The 20,286-nt window shown below is 68.5% G+C and carries 21 protein-coding genes; 14 read left to right on the top strand and 7 right to left on the bottom strand.

All coding sequences use genetic code 11. The annotated features are described in order from the left end of the window. The first annotated feature begins 365 nt into the window (after nt 1–365). The 7 genes from AB0927_RS31840 (at nt 366) to AB0927_RS31810 (ending at nt 11,854) form a co-directional block, all read left to right on the top strand. A complete protein-coding gene (locus tag AB0927_RS31840) occupies nt 366–3,290 on the top strand; it encodes a VCBS repeat-containing protein (RefSeq protein WP_366671251.1) in 2,925 nt (974 codons plus the stop codon). A gap of 454 nt (nt 3,291–3,744) precedes the next feature. After that, the gene (locus AB0927_RS31835; RefSeq protein ID WP_366671250.1) at nt 3,745–5,631 is read left to right on the top strand and encodes a hypothetical protein; all 1,887 of its coding nucleotides are present in this window, start codon (nt 3,745–3,747) and stop codon (nt 5,629–5,631) included. Continuing rightward, nucleotides 5,628–8,069: a DUF87 domain-containing protein gene (locus AB0927_RS31830; RefSeq protein WP_366671249.1), complete on the top strand. Its 2,442-nt coding sequence runs from the start codon at nt 5,628–5,630 to the stop codon at nt 8,067–8,069. The genes AB0927_RS31835 and AB0927_RS31830 overlap by 4 nt, the downstream gene beginning before the upstream one ends. Next, nucleotides 8,051–8,644 (top strand): hypothetical protein, encoded by a 594-nt coding sequence (locus AB0927_RS31825; protein WP_366671248.1) that lies wholly within the window; start codon nt 8,051–8,053, stop codon nt 8,642–8,644. The genes AB0927_RS31830 and AB0927_RS31825 overlap by 19 nt, the downstream gene beginning before the upstream one ends. Beyond that, on the top strand, nt 8,641–10,929 hold the full coding sequence (locus tag AB0927_RS31820; RefSeq protein ID WP_366671247.1) for a hypothetical protein: 2,289 nt from the start codon (nt 8,641–8,643) through the stop codon (nt 10,927–10,929). Before AB0927_RS31825 ends, AB0927_RS31820 begins: the two co-directional genes overlap by 4 nt. Continuing rightward, entirely contained in the window at nt 10,922–11,251 is a 330-nt protein-coding gene (locus tag AB0927_RS31815; RefSeq protein ID WP_366671246.1) for a hypothetical protein, read from the top strand. Before AB0927_RS31820 ends, AB0927_RS31815 begins: the two co-directional genes overlap by 8 nt. A gap of 9 nt (nt 11,252–11,260) precedes the next feature. Continuing rightward, nucleotides 11,261–11,854: an exonuclease gene (locus AB0927_RS31810; RefSeq protein WP_366671245.1), complete on the top strand. Its 594-nt coding sequence runs from the start codon at nt 11,261–11,263 to the stop codon at nt 11,852–11,854. An 89-nt stretch (nt 11,855–11,943) separates the two neighbouring features. Here the strand turns inward: AB0927_RS31810 and AB0927_RS31805 are convergent, their stop codons facing one another. After that, entirely contained in the window at nt 11,944–12,333 is a 390-nt protein-coding gene (locus AB0927_RS31805; RefSeq protein WP_366671244.1) for a transposase family protein, read from the bottom strand. On the opposite strand from AB0927_RS31805, the gene AB0927_RS31800 reads away from it, so the two are divergent. Next, nucleotides 12,226–12,681 carry a VOC family protein gene (locus AB0927_RS31800; protein WP_366671243.1) on the top strand — a complete coding sequence of 152 codons (456 nt, stop codon included), beginning with the start codon at nt 12,226–12,228 and terminating at the stop codon, nt 12,679–12,681. The genes AB0927_RS31805 and AB0927_RS31800 overlap by 108 nt on opposite strands. 280 nt (nt 12,682–12,961) lie before the next feature. On the opposite strand, the gene AB0927_RS31795 is transcribed toward AB0927_RS31800, so the two are convergent. Beyond that, complete coding sequence (locus AB0927_RS31795) at nt 12,962–13,318, bottom strand: hypothetical protein (protein ID WP_366671242.1); 357 nt, start codon at nt 13,316–13,318, stop codon at nt 12,962–12,964. A gap of 221 nt (nt 13,319–13,539) precedes the next feature. Continuing rightward, complete coding sequence (locus AB0927_RS31790) at nt 13,540–14,025, bottom strand: GNAT family N-acetyltransferase (protein WP_366671241.1); 486 nt, start codon at nt 14,023–14,025, stop codon at nt 13,540–13,542. An 85-nt stretch (nt 14,026–14,110) separates the two neighbouring features. On the opposite strand from AB0927_RS31790, the gene AB0927_RS31785 reads away from it, so the two are divergent. After that, nucleotides 14,111–14,377: a hypothetical protein gene (locus AB0927_RS31785; RefSeq protein ID WP_366671240.1), complete on the top strand. Its 267-nt coding sequence runs from the start codon at nt 14,111–14,113 to the stop codon at nt 14,375–14,377. An 84-nt stretch (nt 14,378–14,461) separates the two neighbouring features. After that, nucleotides 14,462–14,908, top strand: a complete 447-nt coding sequence (locus AB0927_RS31780) for a transposase family protein (RefSeq protein ID WP_366671239.1) — start codon at nt 14,462–14,464, stop codon at nt 14,906–14,908. 59 nt (nt 14,909–14,967) lie between these two features. Here the strand turns inward: AB0927_RS31780 and AB0927_RS31775 are convergent, their stop codons facing one another. From AB0927_RS31775 to AB0927_RS31765, 3 genes are all read right to left on the bottom strand, one after another. Further along, complete coding sequence (locus tag AB0927_RS31775; RefSeq protein WP_366671238.1) at nt 14,968–15,639, bottom strand: alpha/beta hydrolase; 672 nt, start codon at nt 15,637–15,639, stop codon at nt 14,968–14,970. A 175-nt stretch (nt 15,640–15,814) separates the two neighbouring features. Then, a complete protein-coding gene (locus AB0927_RS31770; RefSeq protein WP_366671237.1) occupies nt 15,815–16,414 on the bottom strand; it encodes a Fic family protein in 600 nt (199 codons plus the stop codon). Continuing rightward, nucleotides 16,401–17,123, bottom strand: coding sequence for a hypothetical protein (locus tag AB0927_RS31765; protein WP_366671236.1), 723 nt, complete (start codon nt 17,121–17,123; stop codon nt 16,401–16,403). The genes AB0927_RS31770 and AB0927_RS31765 overlap by 14 nt, the downstream gene beginning before the upstream one ends. 337 nt (nt 17,124–17,460) lie before the next feature. Between AB0927_RS31765 and AB0927_RS31760 the strand changes: the two genes are divergently transcribed. The 4 genes from AB0927_RS31760 (at nt 17,461) to AB0927_RS31745 (ending at nt 19,377) form a co-directional block, all read left to right on the top strand. Further along, complete coding sequence (locus AB0927_RS31760; RefSeq protein WP_366671235.1) at nt 17,461–17,691, top strand: hypothetical protein; 231 nt, start codon at nt 17,461–17,463, stop codon at nt 17,689–17,691. Nucleotides 17,692–17,823: 132 nt separating this feature from the next. Then, nucleotides 17,824–18,246, top strand: coding sequence for a resolvase (locus tag AB0927_RS31755; protein ID WP_366671234.1), 423 nt, complete (start codon nt 17,824–17,826; stop codon nt 18,244–18,246). A 115-nt stretch (nt 18,247–18,361) separates the two neighbouring features. Beyond that, nucleotides 18,362–18,649, top strand: a complete 288-nt coding sequence (locus tag AB0927_RS31750) for a S1 RNA-binding domain-containing protein (RefSeq protein ID WP_366671233.1) — start codon at nt 18,362–18,364, stop codon at nt 18,647–18,649. 356 nt (nt 18,650–19,005) lie between these two features. Continuing rightward, the gene (locus AB0927_RS31745) at nt 19,006–19,377 is read left to right on the top strand and encodes a hypothetical protein (RefSeq protein ID WP_366671232.1); all 372 of its coding nucleotides are present in this window, start codon (nt 19,006–19,008) and stop codon (nt 19,375–19,377) included. Nucleotides 19,378–19,765: 388 nt separating this feature from the next. Here the strand turns inward: AB0927_RS31745 and AB0927_RS31740 are convergent. Next, the coding region (locus AB0927_RS31740) for a transposase family protein (protein WP_366671231.1) at nt 19,766–20,286 on the bottom strand (521 nt) is incomplete at its 5' end.

Below are 20,286 nucleotides of genomic sequence, written 5' to 3'. Positions count from 1 at the left end.
ACTTGGTTGCGTACTTGGCGACGTAGGCGGCCACGGTCTGGTCGGTCAGTTCGGCGTCAGTCCCGGGACGGCCCGGTCGAGCCGGTACCGGCGGACGAACGCCGGCCGGCGGAGATCGCCGGCCTTCCCCTCGGCCGGGAGCGGCCCTGTTGGCGTCGGCGCTTTGCCGCTCGCCCTGAGATGGGGCTGTAAGATCAGCCGACTCAGGGGATCGCGGCACCGGGGCTGGGGAGTCGGACGGGTGCGCTTCCCTTTCACACTCTCGGGGAGGGGCCGTTTTGACCGGTCAAGATTTGTCATGTTCCCATCCGATATCGCGCCGCGTGGGGTTCGCCGTCGTGGCGACCGCGGCTGTCGTGGGGACGATGAGTCCTGCGGCGTCGGCCGAGCCGGTGCCGGCGGCCGACGAGGTGGTGATGGCGCCGTACGGCAAGTCGGTCCTGCCCGAGTACCTCTACTCCGCGGGGCAGACCGGATTCCTGCACCACACATACGGCCGGGGATGGCGGTGGACCGACTACGCGACCGGCGAGTCGATGACACCGGATATCCCGGCGGACGGCAGTGCGGGACGGATCTTCGACACCCACGCCGACACGATCGCCTATCAGACCGGCACGAACGGCGTCGTGCTGATCGACCCGGCCGACGGCGCGAGGCGCACCCTCCAGCTGCCGGAGGGCTTCAGCCTCCGTTCCGTGCAGGGCGACACCGTCCTCGGCGTCGCGAACGGCGAGTGCCATCTCTTCCGTCTCACGTCGGACGGCTCGCTCAACGACCGCCCGGTGACGGACGTGCCCAGTGGCGCGATCTGCGGAGTGTCTTATCTCCCGGACGCCGGTGACGGAAACGGTGTCGTCGTGCGCTACCGGTCGGCCACCGGTGACGGCGTCGGCCTGGTGGACCTGTCGACAGCCCGGATGAGCGTGCTGCCCGTGCCCCAGAGCTACATGATGAGCCTGCAGATCACCCCTCAGGCCGTCGCCTGGTACGACTCCTCGGCCGGCGCCGAGCGGATCGTGTCGCGCGACGACCCGCAGGCCACGCCGTGGAGCGTGCCGAACCCGTCCGCACCGAACAGCAGCGTGTTTCGTCTTGTCGGCTCCCGGGTCCTACGAATGACCACGGACGCGAACCTGACCGTCTCCGTCGTGTCGTCCGACGGGGCCGTGACCAAGCCCTTGGACCACGGCGGGGAGGCCTCCGCCAACTTCGTCCCCGGCCCGGACGGCGATCTCCTCGTGAGCGGTGAACTGAACGGCGAACACGGGGTGCACCGCTTCTCCGAATCCCCTGACGGCGACCTGCGGCGCAGCGCGGTGCTGGACATCCCCTGGGTACCCTCGCGCACCAGCTCGCTCGCCCTCTTCCAGGGCCGCCTCGACACCGCGGACACCTACACCGACAACCTGACGGCCTATCACGAGCGGCAGCTGGTGGCGTCCGGCACACCCGCGGTCGTGAAGAAGGAGAACCTCGGCACCGCCGACTTGTGCGGCGCGAGCGGCTGTCCTCTGTATCCGACCGGCGACGGTCGCGTGCTCTATCCGGCCGTGGTCGAGGGGAAGGCCGTCCTGCGTCTCGTCGACGAGACGCATCCGACCCCGGGCACAACGATCGCCACGGGCCTGACCGACCTGACCATCGAGAGTGTCTCCGGACGTTACGTCGCCTATCGCACCGCCACCGCGACCGTGGTGCGCGACCTCGACTCGGGTGCCGTGGTGCGCACCGTCTCGGCCGCGCCGGGGGTGCTGTGGGGCGCCACCCTGTGGCAGTCGGCGGGGGCGGGCAAGATCACGGCCACCGACGTACGTACCGGCACGGTGAGCCGGACGCTGTCCGTGGGCACCTCGTGCACCCCGTCGTCCGTGCAGGCCACGGGCCGGTACGTGTACGTGGAGTGCGGCGCCGGCGGGGACACCGCCATCCTGGTGAGCCTGGCCGACGGGAAGGTGCGCGCTCTGCCCACCGGCTCGGCGCCGGGGCTGCTCGGCGACGGCTTCGTCGTACGGGTCGGCGCCGACCGGCAGGTCACCCTCACGGACGTCACGTCCACGACGCCGGTGACCCACGTACTGGGCACGGCGCGCGGTACGACTGCCGGTATGGATTGGACGGTCGACGCGTACGGCGGTCACGTCGCGTACGTCGACGCGGACGAGAACGTGCACGTCGTCCCCACGGGCATCGCCACCGGGGCGCTCGGCGTGACGGACTCGTCGGTGCCGGCGAGCGCATACGTCGCGTTGGACGGACCCGCGTGGAAGCCCCGCTGGTGGATCTCCAAGCCCGTCGGTTCCTGGCAGCTCACGATCAAGAACCGGACGACCGGGAAGACGGTGCGTACGCTCACGGGCGGCGAGGCGCGCGGGCAGATCACGCCAAGCTGGGACGGCTGGACCGGCGTGACGGGCGTCGGCGCCCCGGACGCCACCTACGCCTGGACCCTCACCGCCTGGCCCACGGACGGGCAGGGACCGGAGGTGACGAAGTCCGGTTCGGTGAAGATCACCGGCGGCCAGGCGGCGTACCACGACTTCGTGGCCCGCGACCGCGGCGGCGATCTGCTCACCCTCAACTCCGCCGGCGCCTTCACATTCCAGCAGAGCACGGGCACGGGCACCTTCTCCGGCAAGACCTCCGCCGGCGGTTGGCCGACCTCCGCCGTAGCGGTGCCGTTCGGGACCGGCGACGACCAGTGCAACAACGTGCTGGTCCGGCTCGGCAGCGGGGAACTGCGCGGCTACCGCCCGGGGTGCGGCGCCCTCAAGACGAGCACGCCCTACACCTCGCTCGGCACCGGCTGGAACGCTTATGACAATCTCACCGCACCGGGTGACCTGACCGGCGACAGCCGCCCCGACCTGCTCGCCCGCAAGAAGTCCACCGGTGACATCTACCTGTTCGCCGCGCGGAGCGACGGCTCGCTCGCGGCGGGCAAGAAGATCCGTACGGCCTGGACCGGCTACACGAAGATCGTGGGCGCAGGAGACCTCGACGGCGACGGCTACGGCGATGTGCTGGCCCGGGACAAGGCCGGCACCCTGTACCGCTACAACGGCACGGGGACGGGCCTGTTGAAGGACCGCGTGAGGGTCTTCTCGAACTGGGGCGCGTCGTACAACGTCATCGTCGGCGTCGGAGACATCAACGGCGACGGGAAGAGCGACCTCGTCGAGCGGGACACGACGGGCAATCTGTACCGCAACAGCGGCGACGGCAAGGGATCGTTCGGGGCGCGCGTGAAGATCGCCACCGGCTGGCAGGGCTACAAGGGCATCTTCTAGTAGTACTCCGTTAGGTCGTTGGGGATCTCGTTGGTTGGTGTCTGGTCCACAGCGGGGGCAACGGCCGATGGCAGGTGGTGCAGGTGCCGGCCCAGCAGTTCAGCAGGTCCTGGATGGTGTCGAGGATCTGGTAAAGGGCGAGGCCGGTGTACCGGCTTGGGACAGCCGCTGCTCGGTGAGGATCGCAAGGGGTTCGTCGTCGTCGGCGTCGAGGGTGAGCTGCCGGGTGACCCGGTGGGCGGGACGGAGAGTATCGGCGCGCAGGGCGATGCTGCTTCGTCTTCCCCATGCGCCTGTCCGACTACCTGATCAGCCAGGGCCGCACCGGCCTCGACCTCAGGTTGGGCCGCCATTTGCGGCTCGGTTTGAGTCAAACAGCGCTCGACCCCGGATCCGAGCGCTGACAGGCACCCCCGCGGCGGGCACGATACTCCGACATTCAACGGGGGTTGTGATGAGCGCTGCCGAAGGTGGAATTGAGCTCGGGGAAGAGGGCGGGCCGGGAGGCAGGGAGGAGGACGCAGCAGGCGCGGAGTTGGCGCTGCGCGTCTTCTCCGGGGATGAGCGCTGGGGCTGGGAGTTCGTCCAGCCTCCCGCGCCCCCGGCACACCGCGATGCCGGCAACCCGCCCGTGTACACGGACCCTTCCGACGCCGAGGTGCGCTCCGCCCAGGAGCGGGCCATGGACGGCAAGAAGACCGCTGGCTCCGGCTGCGCGACGCTGGTTGTGGGCGTCGTGGCGCTCGCGGTCGGCGGGGCGCAGGTCGCGATCCTCGTCGTCATACTCGTCATCGTCGCCTTTGCCATGACCTCGCCCCAGGCCAGGCTGCGGGCCGCCGAACGCAGGCTGGCCTCCGCGAGGGAGAAGGCCCGGAGTGATTACGAGGCGCGCACGAACGCCTGGCAGCGCGGGCTCGCCGCCCACAACGCTGAGCACCTTCGGCACAACGAGACGCTGGACATCTGGTTCCCGATCTCGCTCACCTCCAAGCCCAGCAGGATCGACGTCTTCGGCGGCACGGGCAACGGCTGGGCGAGTCTGCTCGCCACGCTCGGCGGTCCGCTCCTCGGCGGCGGCCAGTCGGTGGTGGTCTTCGACCTCAGTCAGCAGGCGGTGGCCCTGGAACTGGCCAGCCTCGCCGCCCGGCGCGGGATCGCCGTAACTCACGTACCCATGCCGGGGGCCCTGCTCGGTCAGGACCTGCGCGAGGAGTTCACCTCCGAGGAACTGGCTGAGGCCTTGGCCGAAGCGCTGGGGTCCATGCGCCCGCCCGGCGCGGACATCGACCTCCACACCATCGACGTGGACGTGGTCCAGACCGTGGCGGATCTGTTGGAAGGCCCGGTGACCTTCGCCCGCCTCGCCGCCGGACTGCGCGTCCTGCTCCGCGTGTACGACGTGGACACCAAGGGGCCGGGCGCGCTCAGCCTGTCCGAGGTGGACTCGATCACCCAGGCGGTCGACTTGCTGGGCCAGGGAGAACGCGTCCAGAACGAGCTCCGCTACGTGCGGGCCCAGACGGAGCTGCTCACGAAGGCGGAGGCGGCGGCCAGCCCTGGCGCCCTCGCGTCGGGCTGGTGGCGGCCCGGCGGCATGACCGTCATCACCACCGAGGACCTGGTCCAGCGCCGCAAGGACCTGACGGACCGCTTCGTCTTCTTCCAACTGCTCCACACCCTGCGCAAGCGCGCCGTCACCCCCGGCTCGGGCATGCTCGTCGTCGCCGGGGCGGACCACCTGGGTCGGGAAGCCCTCGAAACCATGGCGCGCCAGGCACGTGCCGCGGGAGTGCGGCTGGTCTTCCTCCTGGAACACCTGCGGGAGGCTGCCGTCCAGGTCGCCGGCGGATCCGACAGCGCGACGGTTTTCATGCGCATGGGTAACGGCGAGGAGGCCAAGGCGGCCGCTCAATTCATCGGGCAGGAACACAAGTTCCTCGTGAACCAGATGACCCGGCAGGTCGGGGAGACCCTCACCGAGGGGAGCGGCACCAGCTACGGCTACCAGCGAGGCATGTCGGACACCGAGGGCTTCAACCGGGGCGGGGGCTGGACGTCCGGTAGCAGCTGGGGAAGTTCGCGCTCCTATTCCACCTCGCTGTCCCGGAGCTGGCAGGACTCGACGAACACCTCGACCGCCCGCTCGACGACGACCGGCGAAAACCTGACCCGCGTCTACGAGTTCACCATCGAGCCCACACAGCTCCAGGCCCTTCCGGTGACCGGACTGGTTCTCGTCGAGGCCGGCCCGGGCGGCCGCCGTGTCGTGTTCGGGGACTGCAATCCGGGGATCAACTTCCTGCCCCGGGTGGCGACCCGACCGCGCTCGAGCCTGACGTGACCGAGGAGCTCGGCGCCCCGCCCCGATCCGCGGGGCTCGCCGCGTACCGATTCCACCGACTGCTCACCGTGCCCCGTCGCCCGGAGGACCCGCGCGCCGAGGACCGTACCGCCGCGCAGCTCACCGCCGCCGTGACGGCGGCCCACGCCGTACTCGGCCACCTCAGGGCAGAGAACCCGCACGAAGGGTCCCCGGTGGGGTTCGCCGCGGCGTGGGTCCGCCCGGCCCCCCACCAGCCGATGCACTTCCTCGTGGGCGGAGCCCCGTACTTCCCGCCCGCCGGGCAGAAGCCGCGCGCGGAAGGCGAGCATCCCCTGAGCTATCCGCCGGGGGCGACCGCCCGCGGCATCCCGGCGGGTGAGGCTGCCACGCTGCTGGAGCGGATGCCGTGCTGGCTGCCCTGCCTCGGATCCCACGACGCCTTGCGGATGGGCGAGGACGGGCGCGCCCTGCCGACGGAGCGCCGCGGCTCCTTCGACGACGCCGTGGCCCACCTCCCGGAAGCCTTCGCCTGGCTGGTGCTGGCCGAGCCCGTCCCGTACGAGCGGCTGGAGCGGGAGCGTGCCGCGCTGGCCGTGCAGCTGCCCCGGCTGCGCCAGCGGGAGAACTCCGAGGCCGACCGTGTGGCGGCAGAACGGGTCGAGGACCGTTATCGTGAGCTGACGCGGGCGCTCACCACCGGGGTGTGGAACGTGCGCGTACTGGTCGGGGCCGAGCGGCCCGAGTCCGCATTCGCCTCGGCGGCGCTGCTGTGCGGTGCGGGTGACCTGGACGAACTGCCGTACGTTCTCGTACCCGCCCGGCGTCCCTTGTCCCTGGCGGACGCGCTGGCCGTGTCCACTCCCGCCACCACCGGACCCGGACTGCCGGGAGCCACTCCTTTCATCGCCACCGCGGAACTGGTCGCGGCGCTCGCCAGGCCGCCGGAGCGCGAACTGCCCGGCATCCGTACGGTCGCCCCGAACCGCTTCGACGTCACCGCCGACGACCCTGGCGAGGCCGCGGCCGCCGATGGTTTCCTGATCGGTGACATCCTGGACGAATCACTGTCCGCCGCGGGCCGGCTGCACGTGTCGCGCTCGACCCTGAACCGGCACGCCTTCGTCTGCGGGGCCACCGGGTCGGGCAAGTCCCAGACAGTGCGGAGCCTGCTCACCGCTCTGGCCACGCACGAGCGGCCGGTCCCCTGGCTGGCGGTCGAGCCGGCGAAGGCCGAGTACGCGCGCATGGCCGGACGCCTCGCCTCGGCGGGCGGAACAGAGGCGGCGCGCCGGGTCACCGTGATCCGGCCCGGGGACGTGGACGTCCCGCCTGCTTCGCTCAACCCGCTGGAGCCGGAACCCGGATTCCCGCTCCAGAGCCACGTGGACCTCGTACGGGCCCTCTTCCTGGCGGCGTTCGAGGGTCACGAGCCGTTCCCGCAGGTGTTGGCCCGGGCCCTGTCCCAGTGTTATACGGCAGCAGGGTGGGACCTGGTCACCGGCGAGCCGCGCCCGGCCCACAAGCCGAAATACCTGCTCGACGAGCCGGACAAGCCTCGTGCGGCGGTCTACCCCACTCTGGGCGATCTCCAATCGACCGCCCAGCAGGTCGTGGAGATGATCGGATACGGCAGGGAAGTCACCGCGGACGTCCGAGGATTCGTCGACGTCCGCATGGGTTCGCTGCGGGAGGGCGCGCCGGGCCGGTTCTTCGAGGGCGGCCATCCGCTGGACATCGCGGGCCTGTTGGCCGGCAACGTGGTCCTCGAACTGGAATCGATCACGAACGACCAGGACAAGGCCTTCCTCATCGGCTCCGTACTGATCCGACTCGTTGAGCACCTGAGGGTCCATCACGGGTCGGGAGGCGTACCCCTGCGCCACGTCCTGGTGGTGGAGGAGGCGCACCGGCTGCTCAAGAACGTCGAGGACGGTCCCGCGGCCGCGGCCGTCGAACTCTTCGCCTCCCTCCTCGCCGAGATCCGCGCGTACGGCGAGGGCGTCGTCATCGTGGAACAGATACCCAGCAAGATCCTGCCCGACGTGATCAAGAACAGCGCGCTGAAGATCATGCACAGGCTTCCCGCGGAGGACGACCGCCGGTCCGTGGGCGCCACCATGAACCTCCAGCCGGAGCAGAGCGAGAACGTCGTCGCCCTGCAGCCGGGACGCGCCGCGGTGGCCGCCGACGGTATGGACCGGCCGGTGCTGACGGCGATCCCGCACGGTGAACACGACGAGAGCACGCAGGGCACGTCGACGGCGCCACCCCTGCTCACCAGTCGCAGCCCGCTCTGCGGGGCCTCCTGCCGTCGCGAGCCGTGCACCTTGCGCACGATGAACGACTCCCACCACCGCTCCGTGGTGCCGCTCCACCTGATCTGGGCCGAAGTGGCCGCGATGGCCCAGGCGATGGGCATGGCCGCCCCCGGAGCGAGGTGGTCCGTTCCTCGCTGAGCGCCCTGTCCGAACGTGACCTGGAGTGCACCCTGGTGTACGCGGTCGAACGGGCCGTCGGCGCACGCGAGTCCCTGATGCGGGGCGAGGTCGACCCGGCGGACTTCGCGGAGCGGCTGCACGCGGTGCTGTCCTGCGCCCTGCGCGGTACGGACCCGCCGACCGGGGACCGGCGCCGCTACACGTACGCCAACTACCGCTTCCGGGACGTGATCGCGGCCATCGCGCGAGCGCGCAAGGCGAATCCGGACGGCCCGCACAGCTACCCCGAACACGCGGCTCAATGGGCGGCCCGAGGTCTGGTCCTGACCGGGACCTCGGGCGAGGATCACCGCCTCCAGGTCCACGCCCTCCCCGGCTACGGACCGGAGAAGCTTCACGCCCGGGTCGGCGACGTGGACCGCAGTGGCCTGCGCGACGCGGTGGCGGCGGTGACGGGTGGCGTGACGAGAGAGCACGTCACACGGGCCTTCGAACTGGCTTGTGCGGACGGTCCGCTGTTGAGCGCGGTGGTCGCCGAGACGGCGGTGCGTGTCGCCATGGTGTGCGCCGATGGGAGGGAGACCCGTTCATGAGCGAGCTCAGCGGCACGTTCGACGCTCCGCCCCCTCCACCGCCCCCACCGCCGCCGACCGACGCGTACCGGGACGGGGACGAACCGGACGAGGCGGGGGCCGAAGACACCGGGTCCCAGGACACTTTCCAAGAGGACCCGGACGCCGAGAACCCGGAACCCGAACCCGAACCCCAACCCGAACCCGAACCCCAACCCGAAGCTGAACCTGAACCGGAAGCAGGCGGCATCCCCACCCCCACCTCCGAGCAGCCGACGGACGGCAACGTCGGCATGCAGGAGCCCCAGGCGCAGACCGAACAGCCCGAGACCGAGACGTCGTCGGAGGGACAGGGCCCCCCGGACGGCCCCGACCGCCCCACCGCCGCGGCGTTCGACGACCCCTCCGAAACTCCGTCCACCCAGGAGGACACCACTCCCGAAGAACCCGTGTCGGACTCCTTCGAACCTGAGCCCGAACCAAACCCGGAATCAGACCCGGACCCGGAGCCTCAGCCCGAGCCCGAGCCGGAGCCGGAGCCGGAATCAGACCCGGAGCCGGAGCCGGAGCCGGAATCAGACCCGGAGCCGGAGCCGGAGCCTCAGCCCGAGCCCGAGCCCGAGCCGGAGCCGGAATCAGACCCGGAGCCGGAGCCGGAGCCTCAGCCCGAGCCCGAGCCCGAGCCCGAGCCCGAGCCCGAGCCTCAGCCGGAGCCGGAGCCGGAGCCGGAGCCGGAGCCGGAGCCGGACCCGGAGCCGGAGCCGGAGCCGGAGCCGGACCCGGAGCCGGAGCCCGAGCCCGAGGAGGAAGCCGAACCGGACACGGAAGCCAAGCCGGAACCTGAAGCCGACCGGGAACCGGAAGTCATACCCGTACCCGCACCCGAAGTCACACCCGTACCCGCACCGGAAGACGCATTCGAACGCGAACCTGACCCAAGGGCCGAGGAAGAGCCCGAACAGGAGCCCGAACCAGGTTCAGAAAGGGACACCCGGGCGCCGGGGGACGGCCCGCCCGACGACCCGACGGAAGACCCGTCCGAGGCGCCGGACGAGTCCGAGCGCCCAGAGAAGGACGACGCTGCGCAGGCGGCACTGGACGAAGCCGCTTCGCCCGAGCGGTCGGACATGCCCGAGCAGTCCGACGCACTACGCCAAGGCACTGACGAAGGGCCCGTGGGCGAGGGAACGGACGAACAGGCATCACCGCCCGATGAAGCGGCAGAGGCCATGGCCGCAGTGGCCAAAGGTGTGGGCGAGCTTGCCGTCGCCGTGGTCGGGGTCGGCGCAGACATCGTCGGTCAAACGGCGAATGCCCTGGACGAGGCGGCCGCCGGCGCGGCCTTCGATTCCTGGGCCGACGATCTCGGCCAAGCCATGGAAGGAGATCACGGCCCGGACAGTCCCGCTGGCGCTTCAGAATCTGGTGATGTCGACCAGGAACCGGCTCCGCAGGGAGCGAGGGCAGAGTCCGTCGACTCCATGGATGCCAGAATGCGCGAGGCGCAGGTCGACGGACTTATCGATGAAACAGGGCGCGTTCCGATCGAAAAGCTCGAATCAGGCGACCGCCTACGGGGCTGGCCGTGCGATGACACCGGCTATGAGATACGGGACGAAGACCTGAGGTTCCTGGGCCTTTCCGGCAATCAGGTGGAAGCCTGGCGGCGGTTCGAGGCGCCGCTGGGCATGACGCCCGAACAATTCAAGGAATTCACAGGAAGCCTTAAGGAAGCGCTGGCGACGGACGGAATTGATCCAGAGCAGGTAGATATTCGACTGCAGGGCTCGTCGGCGCAATTCTTTTCCGGACCCCACAAAGACTTTCCCACTGATCAGAGCCTGGCCGAACAGCCTGAAGCGCGAGCCAGGCTGGAGCAATGGATGGGTGATAGAGCGGAATCCGAACGGCCCGCCCGAATTCCCTTCGACGCCAAGCATATACTCGGAGTGGTGGACGGCAACGGCACGCCAGAGCCGCCGAGTGACTATGATGTCCAGCTATCCTCTGACGCCATGGTCGACAAGGCCAAGGAGATATGGGACGCTACTGACCCTGGAACGCGGAGCCCGAGCCTCATTCACCCGAAATACGATTTCGTGAACAAGGAGGTTGCCGCACAGGCATTCCCTGCACTGCAGGACTGGAAGACTCAGTGGGAGGGAGAACTCGGCCGCGAAGTCGCGCCAGCGTTGTTCCTTTCGGCCGGACCTCTGGATAGGACGAACGTAGGTAGTGGAATCTCCACGCATTTCCGTGAGAACGATTGGATCATCAACCGCCCGGGAGGCGATGACAATGAATGACCAGCTGCGGATCCGGATGAAAGGCCACCTCGGGGGGCAGCTCTCGAGGTTTCGGGAGCAGGTGGGGCTGAGCCAGCGTGGTCGCCTTGATGATGACTGGGATGAGGAATTCGGCGAGCGAGAGTTGAGATCTAAACAAGAGGGTCATGTGAAGCTGACGCTCTGGCGTTACGCCGACGATGACTGGATGATTGCGCTCACCTACGAGCGGGATTCGCTACCTTCGGATGAAGCTGAAGCCTTGCGCCGGAATATTCTGGATGCCGCTGCTGCAGCCGGCATGACGGTAACCGCCCAGTCCCCGACACAGACTTTTCAGTGAGCAGCGGAAATGACCAAAGCGGAATTCTACGTTTCGGCTGACGTGGAGGCCGACGGCCCTGTGCCAGGCCCGTTCTCGATGTCAAGCTTCGGTCTGGCAGTCGCGGGTGTTCACGACGGCACCGCGTTCCAGACGCTCGACCCGGTTGACCGCACGTTCTATGCCGAGCTGAAACCGATCAGTGACGCATACGATCCGGAAGCCCTGGCAGTCAGTGGTCTGGATCGGGATCGACTGGCGCGAGAGGGGCAGGAGCCCACCCTCGCCATGGATGCTGTGGCTGCCTGGCTCGCAACTGTCTCCGATGAACTGGCTGCCGCTCCAGTTTTCCTAGCCTACCCCCTGGGCTATGACTGGATGTGGATGTACTGGTACTTCATGCAGTTCGCCGCTGATGGTTCCCCGTTTGGGCATTCCCGGTGTCTGGATCTCAAGACTTTTTACGCGGCCAAATCCGCATCGCCGATCATTGAATCAACGAAGCGCTCGATGCCGCGGCATCTGCTCTCTTCGCGGCCTCATACGCACAACGCTTTGGACGACGCGATCGAGCAGGCCGAGCTGTTTCAAAACATGATGCGTTGGAACCAGGCCGAGCTATGAGTGAAAGGCCGGATCGGCAGCAGGAACGACAGGCCAGGCCGCCAATCGGTTCCCGCCCTGCCGGACATCGCCATGCAGCAGACTCATCCTCACGGCCTTGCTGGACGTGACCGGGCTCCCGGCCTCCAACGGCGCTTGCGCCAGCGGAACTCCAGTGCGCTCTCGCCGTAGGGCAGATCGCGGGGCCGAGTCGTCGCGGAGCCGTTCACCCGCGTGGCGAACACCCCGCACTCGTGGCAGGCACGCGCCTGCTCATCGGCGATGATCAGGCGCACCGGCGGGTGCCGACCGCCAGCCGCTACACCCCCGCGACGCCCAGGCCATGCATCGAAAGTGGATCGTCTGTCAGACCTGTCTGGGAAGCTCCGGGCGTGGAGATGACAGTGCAGCTGACGATCGATTGCTCCGATCCGCAGAGAATGGTGGCGTTCTGGGCCCAGGCCCTGGGCTACGTGCCCGAGCCCGCGCCGGACGGGCATGCCACGTGGCGTGCCTACTGGGAGGCCATGGGGGTGCCCGCGAAGGAGTTGCCGACCGGGGCCGGCGACATTCCGGAGTCGATCGTCGATCCGGTGGGTCGTGGACCGCGCGTGTGGTTCCAGCAGGTTCCGGAACCGAAGACCGCCAAGAACCGGTGGCACTTCGACCTCAAGGTCGGTGGCGGCCGTGACGTCCCGCTGGACGTCCGCGCGCGGCGGGTCAGGGCCGCGGTGGACCAGCTAGTCGAGGCCGGCGCCACCCTGCTGAGGATCAAGGGCGAGCCGGACATGGGGCTCTACGCCGCGGCCATGCAAGACCCCGAGGGCAACGAGTTCGACGTCGTCTGAGGGCCGTTGCGACGGTGCTGGTCACATCCAGTCGCTGACGGGCGTGACCGGCCCGGACGCCTCGTAGCGGACAGCGAGCTTGTCGTGGCGCGTGGGGGCAGCGGGGTTTCTCTTGAGGCGGTTGATGCCACATTTCGATCGCGTGGCGTTCGCGGGAGCGGGGCGGGCAGAAGCGTGGCGGTCGGCCGCCACGGGAGCCGAGCTTCTGGCGGTTGCGTGCCTGATCAGCCTTGCCCGGGATGGTGTAGTGGGCCCCGCGGCGACCACGTAGAAATGTCGATCAACTCTTGAGTTGTTTGTCGATCACGAAAGCCATCTCTCGCAGAATACTGTCCGATTCACCGGTCGACTCGCCTGGCTTTTCAATCCGACGGAGTTCGACCACCACGTTATATCGCCGGAAGTTCAGTTGGTAAATTGGCCAGATTTCCTTATCCGACAGAATATCCTGGGTGCTGGCGATCGACATACCGATCGTCGCGTCATCCCCAATTCCTGGTTCGTAGCTATGGATGAGGGGCTGACTGCTCTGGATGTCAGGCCCCTTCTTCAATTTATCCAGGAGCTCGGTAGCCTCTCCGCGATTCCCCTTCCGGCTGATGATAATGGAAACCCCGGCTTTTTCTGATCTGCTCATCCAGGAGCAAGAGGTGATTCGGGTCCGATTTCTGGCGGGCCACCTTCTTTTGCGTCGGGTACCCATCTCCTGAAGTTTGGGTTTTGCCAGATCGTGCCACAGACGTATGGCGGTGATCCGGGCTGCACGCCACAACTGTTCTTTCGATGGACGCCACTCTTCGACGTGTCACTGGCACGGGCGTGGGCACCTACTCACGAGTTCCGGCCGAAGGGACTCGGCTACGGCCGGCCGCCCTGGTCTCCCAGTGCGTTCAGCGCTTCGTCCGTGAGCCGGTACACCGACCACTCGTCCTGGGGGCGGGCGCCCAGTGCCTCGTAGAAGTCGATCGCGGGGCGGTTCCAGTTCAGGACCGACCATTCCAGGCGCTCGTAGCCGCGTGCGACACAGACGCGGGCGAGTTCCGTCAGCAGGGCCTTGCCGTGGCCGCCACCGCGGGCCTCGGGCCGGACGTACAGGTCCTCCAGGTAGATGCCGTGTACGCCCCGCCAGGTGGAGAAGTTGAGGAACCACAGCGCGAAGCCCACGACCTCGCCGTCGGCGTCCTCGGCCACGTGTGCGTAGGCGGCCGGGCGCTCGCCGAACAGGGCCTCGGTGAGCTGTTCCTTCGTCGCCCTGGCCTCGTCGAGTGCCTTTTCGTACTCGGCGAGCTCCCGAATCAGGTGGTGGATGACGGGGATGTCGGCGGGGGTCGCGGTACGGATCATGCCCTGAGTCTCACACGTGGTGCCCGCCGGGTCCCAGCCCGGGTGCCGGAACGGGAGCGGTCGAGCGAGGTGGCTCCCAGGTCGAGTGCCCGAGAGCCACGAGTGCGGGCTGCGTGCGTCGCCGCGTCAGCAGGGTGCCGCGCCGGAGCCCGATCTCCACGCCTTCGCCGTCGAACTGGTCGACACCATGCGTGCCGCCGACTCACTCGGCAACAGCGCGTCCGTCGCCCAGTTGCTCATCGCCTGGCAGCACACCGCCGAGGCCTACTACGACCCCGAACCGCTGGCCGCGCTCACCAAAGACCACGGCGAAGACTACGGCCCGGTACCGGACCCTCGGGATGTCGCATGACTGCGGCTCACGGCGACCGCGCCGCACCACCAGCGCCAGAAGGCCACCTGACCCTGGTTCGATCTGCGGCGGCTGCGTCCGGGGATGGACTGGGAGGCCGCGCGGGACGACGCGCTGGGGACGGCGGACCACCGCCACGGCCTGCACGTCGTCGCCCTGACCGATGAGCGGGGCCGAATGACCTGGATCTCGGCCGCCCGCCCCGGCCCCACCCACAACATCACCGCCGCCCGCCGCGACCACATCCTGGCCCACCTGCGTGCCACCGGCCTCGGCGCCCTGGCCGACCTAGGCTTCATCGGCCTGGACGACAACGCGGATGCACCCGTGGTCATCACCGGCTTCAAGGCCACCCGGGCCCGCAAGCTCACCCCCGTCGAGAAGGACGCCGACCACGCCCTCACCACCGGACGCGCCTCGGTCGGGCACGGCTTCGCCCACCTGAAGAACTGGAGGATTCCCACCCAACTCCGCACCGGCCCGCCCGCGCCACTCACCTCCTGTGCGCCCTCCTCGGTTGGCGAACCTTGACGCCACCGCTGCCAGATGAACTACCCGGCAGATAAGGACGTCCGGGCACTGCGCCGCGTCTATTCGCCCAGCAGAAGGATCTCCAAGAACTCCTGCGGGGCGTCCCTCCAGACCTCGTGGCCGCTGTCCAGGGTGTGGACGCGCCAGGTTGAGTCGTTGGCCAGCCGGTCTCGGACGGCGGCGAAGGGGGTACCTTCCCACCCGGACAGGTACACGTAGTCCCGGGTCTTGACGTCACGCAGGCCGGCCGCGTCCAGCCGGATCCGCTGGAGGAAAGAGGCCAGTGGATGTGCGGTCACGCGCGGGTCGCTGCCGGACGGCGGCTGGACCGCGTATCCGTCCGCCGCCACGCCGTCCAGGAACAGGCTGCGGTAGGCATCGGTGGTCAGGTCCCAACAGGACTGCCCGTCCTCGGGTACGTAGGCGTCGGAGTAGACCAGGCGGCGCACCACGCCGGAAGGGGCGCGGTCGGCGGCACCTGTGATCACCATGCCGCCGTAGCTGTGCCCGACGAGAACGGCGTCGCTCACCTCCTCGGTAGCGAGCACGGCGAGCACGTCGTCGATGTGGGTGTCGAGATTCACGTTGGCAGAGTTCAGGTGGGCGCGGTCGCCAACACCGGTAGGGGTAACGGTCAGCGCCCGGTGCCCGGCGGTGCGCAGCCGGTCGGCCAAGCCGGAGAAGTACCAGCCGCCGCGCCAGCCGCCGGGAACTAGAACGAAGGTCGTCATGCAGGCATGAACGATGCCCACATGACGCTGATTCCTTCACGGGCATGGCTAGTTCACGCGAGTCCTGCTCGTCCTGACGAACCTCGACGCCACACCAGCTCCCTGACCAGCTACTTCAGATGGTGCAACTTCATTCAAGCTGAGGGATGTTGTCGGCGCTCTCAGCCCGAACGCCTCAGCATCGACGGCGGTTGAGCACTCCGATGAGAACGGCAAGGTCGGCGGCGCCGGCCGGGTCATCCGCGTAGCGGGTGGTCTGGAGGGGACCGACCTCAGGAAGAACGACATCTTCCCGGGCCAGAACATGGACCAAGGTCAACAGCGCGGCGCGGGCATTGCCATCGGTGAAGGGGTGAAAGAACGCCACATCGAGGTATGCGCGGGCCGCCAGCGGGATGTCCGGGTCGGTCGTCTCGCGCAGGGAGGAATCGAAGTTGGCCTGCGTGTGGGGGGTCAGGCCGTAGCGCTCGCGGCCGGCCTTCGCATAGGCGTCGCTCACCCGGAACGGTGTCGCTGACGCAGCGAGGACTTCGCGTTGCCAACGGGCAAGCAGGGCGAAGTCCAGTGGGGTGCGGCGTGCGGCATCTTCTCTGGCCAGGGCATGTGCAGCGAGCAGACGTTCGGCGCGAATCGGGTCGCGCCGGCGCACCGGTCCTTCGCACCACGACCGGAACCCATCGCGGCCGGGCGGGACCCGGCGTAGAGCCGGTGCACATCGCCAGTCGACCTCGCGGCGCACGCGCAGCCAGACCGAAAGACTGTCAGTAGCGGTCATGGAGATCCTCCAGCGCCGCCCTCTCACGGTGGTCCTGGTACGGGGCGTGGCCGGTGAGGCCGATGGCAAGGTCCTCGCCGACGGATTCGATCAGCGTCCGTTCCGGGTAGACCCAGCTCTTGAACCGGCCACCGATCGCGCTCTCCACCGCTCGCGCGGCTTCGGCTCGGTCCATGCCGGTGCTGGTGAGGAACCAGCCCAGGACGATCGAGGTCTGGCCGCGCCAGGCGTTGTCCGCGCACGAGTCCAGCGCGTGGGTCACGAGCCGGACGCAGGCCCGTTCGAGGTGCCAGCTGCGATCCTCGGGCGAGGTGTCCGGCGGCGGTGCCAGCGCGGCGAAGCGCTGGGCCGTCCGTTCCAGCCACTCCCGCCACTCCAACAGCGCGGCTACGACGCGTGCTGTGGTCTCATCCGGGGTCGTCACCGAGCTTGGCCCGCTGACCCAGTTGCCGATGGGCCCACCGTTGCGGTAGCACCAGCTCCATCCCCAGGCCCAGGTGCCGTATCGCTCCCGGAGGACCGCGTCCACCTGACTCTCACACCAACGTTCACTCTGCCACCCGCCGGCTATGCCGGAGAGCACGGGCGGCACCCACTCGCGGACCAGCGAGCGGAGACGGGCTTCCTCGTCCTCGTCCCAGGCGAAAGGGTGGCGGGCAGGGTCGAATTCATCCCAGTTCCGAATGTCCTCGTAGGTGACGCGGGGCACACGGTTGTCGGAAAAGGGCAGGGTGTCACGGTTGTACGTCAGCGCTGGCCACTCTTCCTGTTCGATGTGATCGACCCATCAGTCTCGGCTCGAAGCCCCTGGTATCGCGAACGGTTTTCGGACCGCACCCCGCGCGGCGTCGTGGAGAACTGGAACAGCGCGAACACCGTGCTCCACTACGGCAAGGACGGCGCTCTGACCGGCCCGGACAAGGAGCACGCCGAAACCTCGATGCTCGCCCTGCTCCTCCTTCAGTCGAGCCTCGTACACATCAATGCCCTGCTGCTCCAGCAGGTTCCGCCCCTGGCCTTTCCCCGGCCCCGGCAGGCGATAGAGGGTGCGGCACGGGCGGCGTCTGCTCACCTACGCGCGGCCGGGCGACACCGTCCACATCTCCGAGATGTTCCGCCTCGTACGCGGCACCGGACACATCCTCGACGTGCTCGACGTCCTCCACCGCGACCGCCTCGCCCTGCGCATCCACGACGGCTCGTTCTCCGCCATGGACCTCACCGCCCGCCACCCCCGCACCGGCGAACTGCTGTCCACCGTGAAGTTCATGGTGTAGACCCTCGCAGCCGCCGGCGAACTCCAGCGCGATCTCCAGCGCGAGCTGACGTACGACGGTCTCCGGGCTGCCGAGGCGAAGGGCAACAAGGGCGGACGCCGCCCCGCCGTGGCGGCCGAGAGGACCGACGCCGTGCGTACCGCGTACTTGGAGGGCCGCTCCATCGCAGCCCTCGCACGCGACCATGGCGTCAGCCGCGGCGCGATCCGCACGGCCGTCGCCGACCTCATGCCCGACCACACCGCCATCGAGGAGGACATCCCGGCCCCGGAGCTGCCGGTCGTCCTCGACATGCCGGGCAAGGTCGCCGACTTCCTCCGCACGGCCGGCCCAGAGTCCGCCGAGCGCGCCGCGCTCGACCAGGGCGTGACCGTACGGCGCGGCCAGGGCTACACCCTGCGGGTCAGCACCACACCGGAGGTCCACCGCCAGCTCCTCGACCGCTGCCAGCCGCTCGACAACACCGCGGCGATCCCGGCACAGCGCAAGGCCCGCCGCGAGTACGCGAACCGCGTCAACACCCTCGGCGGCCTACGGCCTGAGAATCACTCGTAGCTACTTTGCCCCTGAGAGCAGAGCTGGGAGTCCGGGGCCATGAAACCTGGAGGCCAGACTGTCCTTGCGGGCGACACAGCCAGACCCTTTCCAAACGTTCGCCGACCGCACCGCGGTGGGGCAGAAGCTGCACGGACGGGTCACCAAGCTGGTCCCGTTCGGCGTCTTCGTCGAGGTCACCGACGGGATCGAGGAACTGGTCCACCTACGAGGGCTCACATCGACGCCCGTGGAGAGTCCGTCAGATGCCGTCCAAGTCGGCGACGAGGTCACGGTCGTCGTCACGGAGATCGACCGGGAGCGACGCAGGCTGGTTCTCTCTCGACGACAAGGCTCATCTGACCACCGGCGACCCATCAGCGCGCCGCGACGGTTCCTCGCGCGAGCGTTCCTGAGCGTCTGAGTGCCCGCTCGGCGCACGGGAGACACCGCTCCAACCCGGTGAACCTGGGCGGTCACAGCACGAGCTCAGCTTTTGCTCAGAAAGGTCATGAAGGCAGTTGTTCCCCCAGGAGTGTTGGCATGATCTCGATAAGTGCTGGCCGGACGGCAAGCGCAGGGTCATCATCCACATGCCGCATCGCGTCGGCTCGGCTGTCTTGGAGAGCTGATATGTCTTGCCGAATCCGTGTGGTAGCGAGGATCGCGTGTGCTGCTGCACTTCTGTCCGTCGCCGCGTGCGCGACGGATCATTCGGACGCCAGGCGGTCCACGCGGCCTGAGGACTCCGCGACGCCGAGCCCGGCAACGAACGGCAGCGTGCCCGGCACCACGCAGCCTTCACTGTTGAAGCCGCCGGAGTTGGCTCCTGGGGCATCACTCGCCGGCCGCCAGAAGGTGACCACAGGGAACGCCGTCTTTCCCTACAGCAAGGGTGAGAAAGGTGACGCCCTCATCATCGCGGCGAGCTGTCAGGGCGAGGGGAAGATCAAGGTGACGGTGCGGCCCGCAGGCGTCTCCTTCCCCCTGGAGTGTGGTGCTGACCAGCCCAGCACCGTCTCCAACGAGCTGGCGTTGTCCGGGGTGGAGCGCAGTGGAGAAGTGTCCGTCGAGGCGTCCTCAGCCGTGCATTGGTCGTTGACCGTAGGCCGTGGCACAGCAACAGAAACAGACCCGACGGATGCTGGCTGAGTTTGGCCACCGTGCCCGCCAAGGTCGGCGGAGTCTCCGTAACCGAGGCAAGCTGGCGGGCGCCGTCCATCAGGGAGGACGGCGCCTGTGCCGGATCCCGACTTCGAGATCTGCCTCATCCCTCTCAGGTCGATCACGGCCTTCCTGGTGGCCAGGTGAATCCTGGCTCGGGCTCATGATGACCGCTGGGCACCGCCCTCGTCCGGCCTCGTACGCCACTGTTGGTGCCAGCGACTGGTGCCAGGGTCACCGTCGAGCTTGGCACTTGGCTGGTTCTCCGACCAGTGAGCGGTGTGCATCGTGAAGTTGCTGGTCACGGGTCTGGGGTGCGTGGGGTTCGGGGTGCTTGTGCTGGTTGAGGGCGGATGACTTCGGTGAAGATCGTCGGTCACCGGGCTACTTCGCGGTTCGTGAGGACCAGAAGGGCCCTGACCAGGGCAGTCGCCCATCCCGGATCGGTGCGGACCTTGCCGAGGACGCGCCAGTTCTTCAGGTGGGCGAAGCCGTGTTCGACGGGCGCCCGAACGGCGGAGAGGGCCTTGTTGGACAGCTTCTGACCTCGCGTCAGTGGGTGGTTCCGGCTGGCCTTGTAGCCGGTGATCACCGCCGGGTCGGCGTCGGGGCCGCTGTCCTCGAGGCCGACGAACCCCAGGTCGGCGATGGCGCCGAGACCCGCCGCCCGCAGCTTGGCGGTGAGCTGGTCGTGTCGGCAGGCGGTGATCTCCGAGGTCCGTCCGGGCCGGGCCGCCGAGACCCACAGCAGTCGTCCCCGGTCGTCGGTGAGTGCGATCACGAGCAGGCCGTGGCACTTGTACTTGCCGGAGTAGTTCTTCCGGTTCTCCATCCCCGTGCGCCGTCGGGTGCGAATCAGCGTGCCGTCCAGCAGCACGACTCCGCCGCCCTTTCGGA

Source organism: Streptomyces sp. NPDC048106, assembly GCF_040706415.1.
In the GTDB taxonomy this organism is placed as follows: domain Bacteria; phylum Actinomycetota; class Actinomycetes; order Streptomycetales; family Streptomycetaceae; genus Streptomyces.
The sequence above is the reverse complement of the archived record's forward strand: the minus strand, read 5'-3'. Positions and strand labels throughout refer to the sequence as shown.

Coding starts and splice junctions, on each gene's coding strand:
- AB0927_RS31820 (WP_366671247.1), top strand. CDS start 8,641: ATGAGCGAGCTCAGCGGCACGTTCGACGCTCCGCCCCCTCCACCGCCC.
- AB0927_RS31770 (WP_366671237.1), bottom strand. CDS start 16,414: ATGACCGCTACTGACAGTCTTTCGGTCTGGCTGCGCGTGCGCCGCGAG.
- AB0927_RS31835 (WP_366671250.1), top strand. CDS start 3,745: ATGAGCGCTGCCGAAGGTGGAATTGAGCTCGGGGAAGAGGGCGGGCCG.
- AB0927_RS31795 (WP_366671242.1), bottom strand. CDS start 13,318: ATGAGCAGATCAGAAAAAGCCGGGGTTTCCATTATCATCAGCCGGAAG.
- AB0927_RS31775 (WP_366671238.1), bottom strand. CDS start 15,639: ATGACGACCTTCGTTCTAGTTCCCGGCGGCTGGCGCGGCGGCTGGTAC.
- AB0927_RS31815 (WP_366671246.1), top strand. CDS start 10,922: ATGAATGACCAGCTGCGGATCCGGATGAAAGGCCACCTCGGGGGGCAG.
- AB0927_RS31840 (WP_366671251.1), top strand. CDS start 366: ATGAGTCCTGCGGCGTCGGCCGAGCCGGTGCCGGCGGCCGACGAGGTG.
- AB0927_RS31810 (WP_366671245.1), top strand. CDS start 11,261: ATGACCAAAGCGGAATTCTACGTTTCGGCTGACGTGGAGGCCGACGGC.
- AB0927_RS31805 (WP_366671244.1), bottom strand. CDS start 12,333: ATGCCCGTCCGGCGCGGGCTCGGGCACGTAGCCCAGGGCCTGGGCCCA.
- AB0927_RS31780 (WP_366671239.1), top strand. CDS start 14,462: ATGGACTGGGAGGCCGCGCGGGACGACGCGCTGGGGACGGCGGACCAC.
- AB0927_RS31790 (WP_366671241.1), bottom strand. CDS start 14,025: ATGATCCGTACCGCGACCCCCGCCGACATCCCCGTCATCCACCACCTG.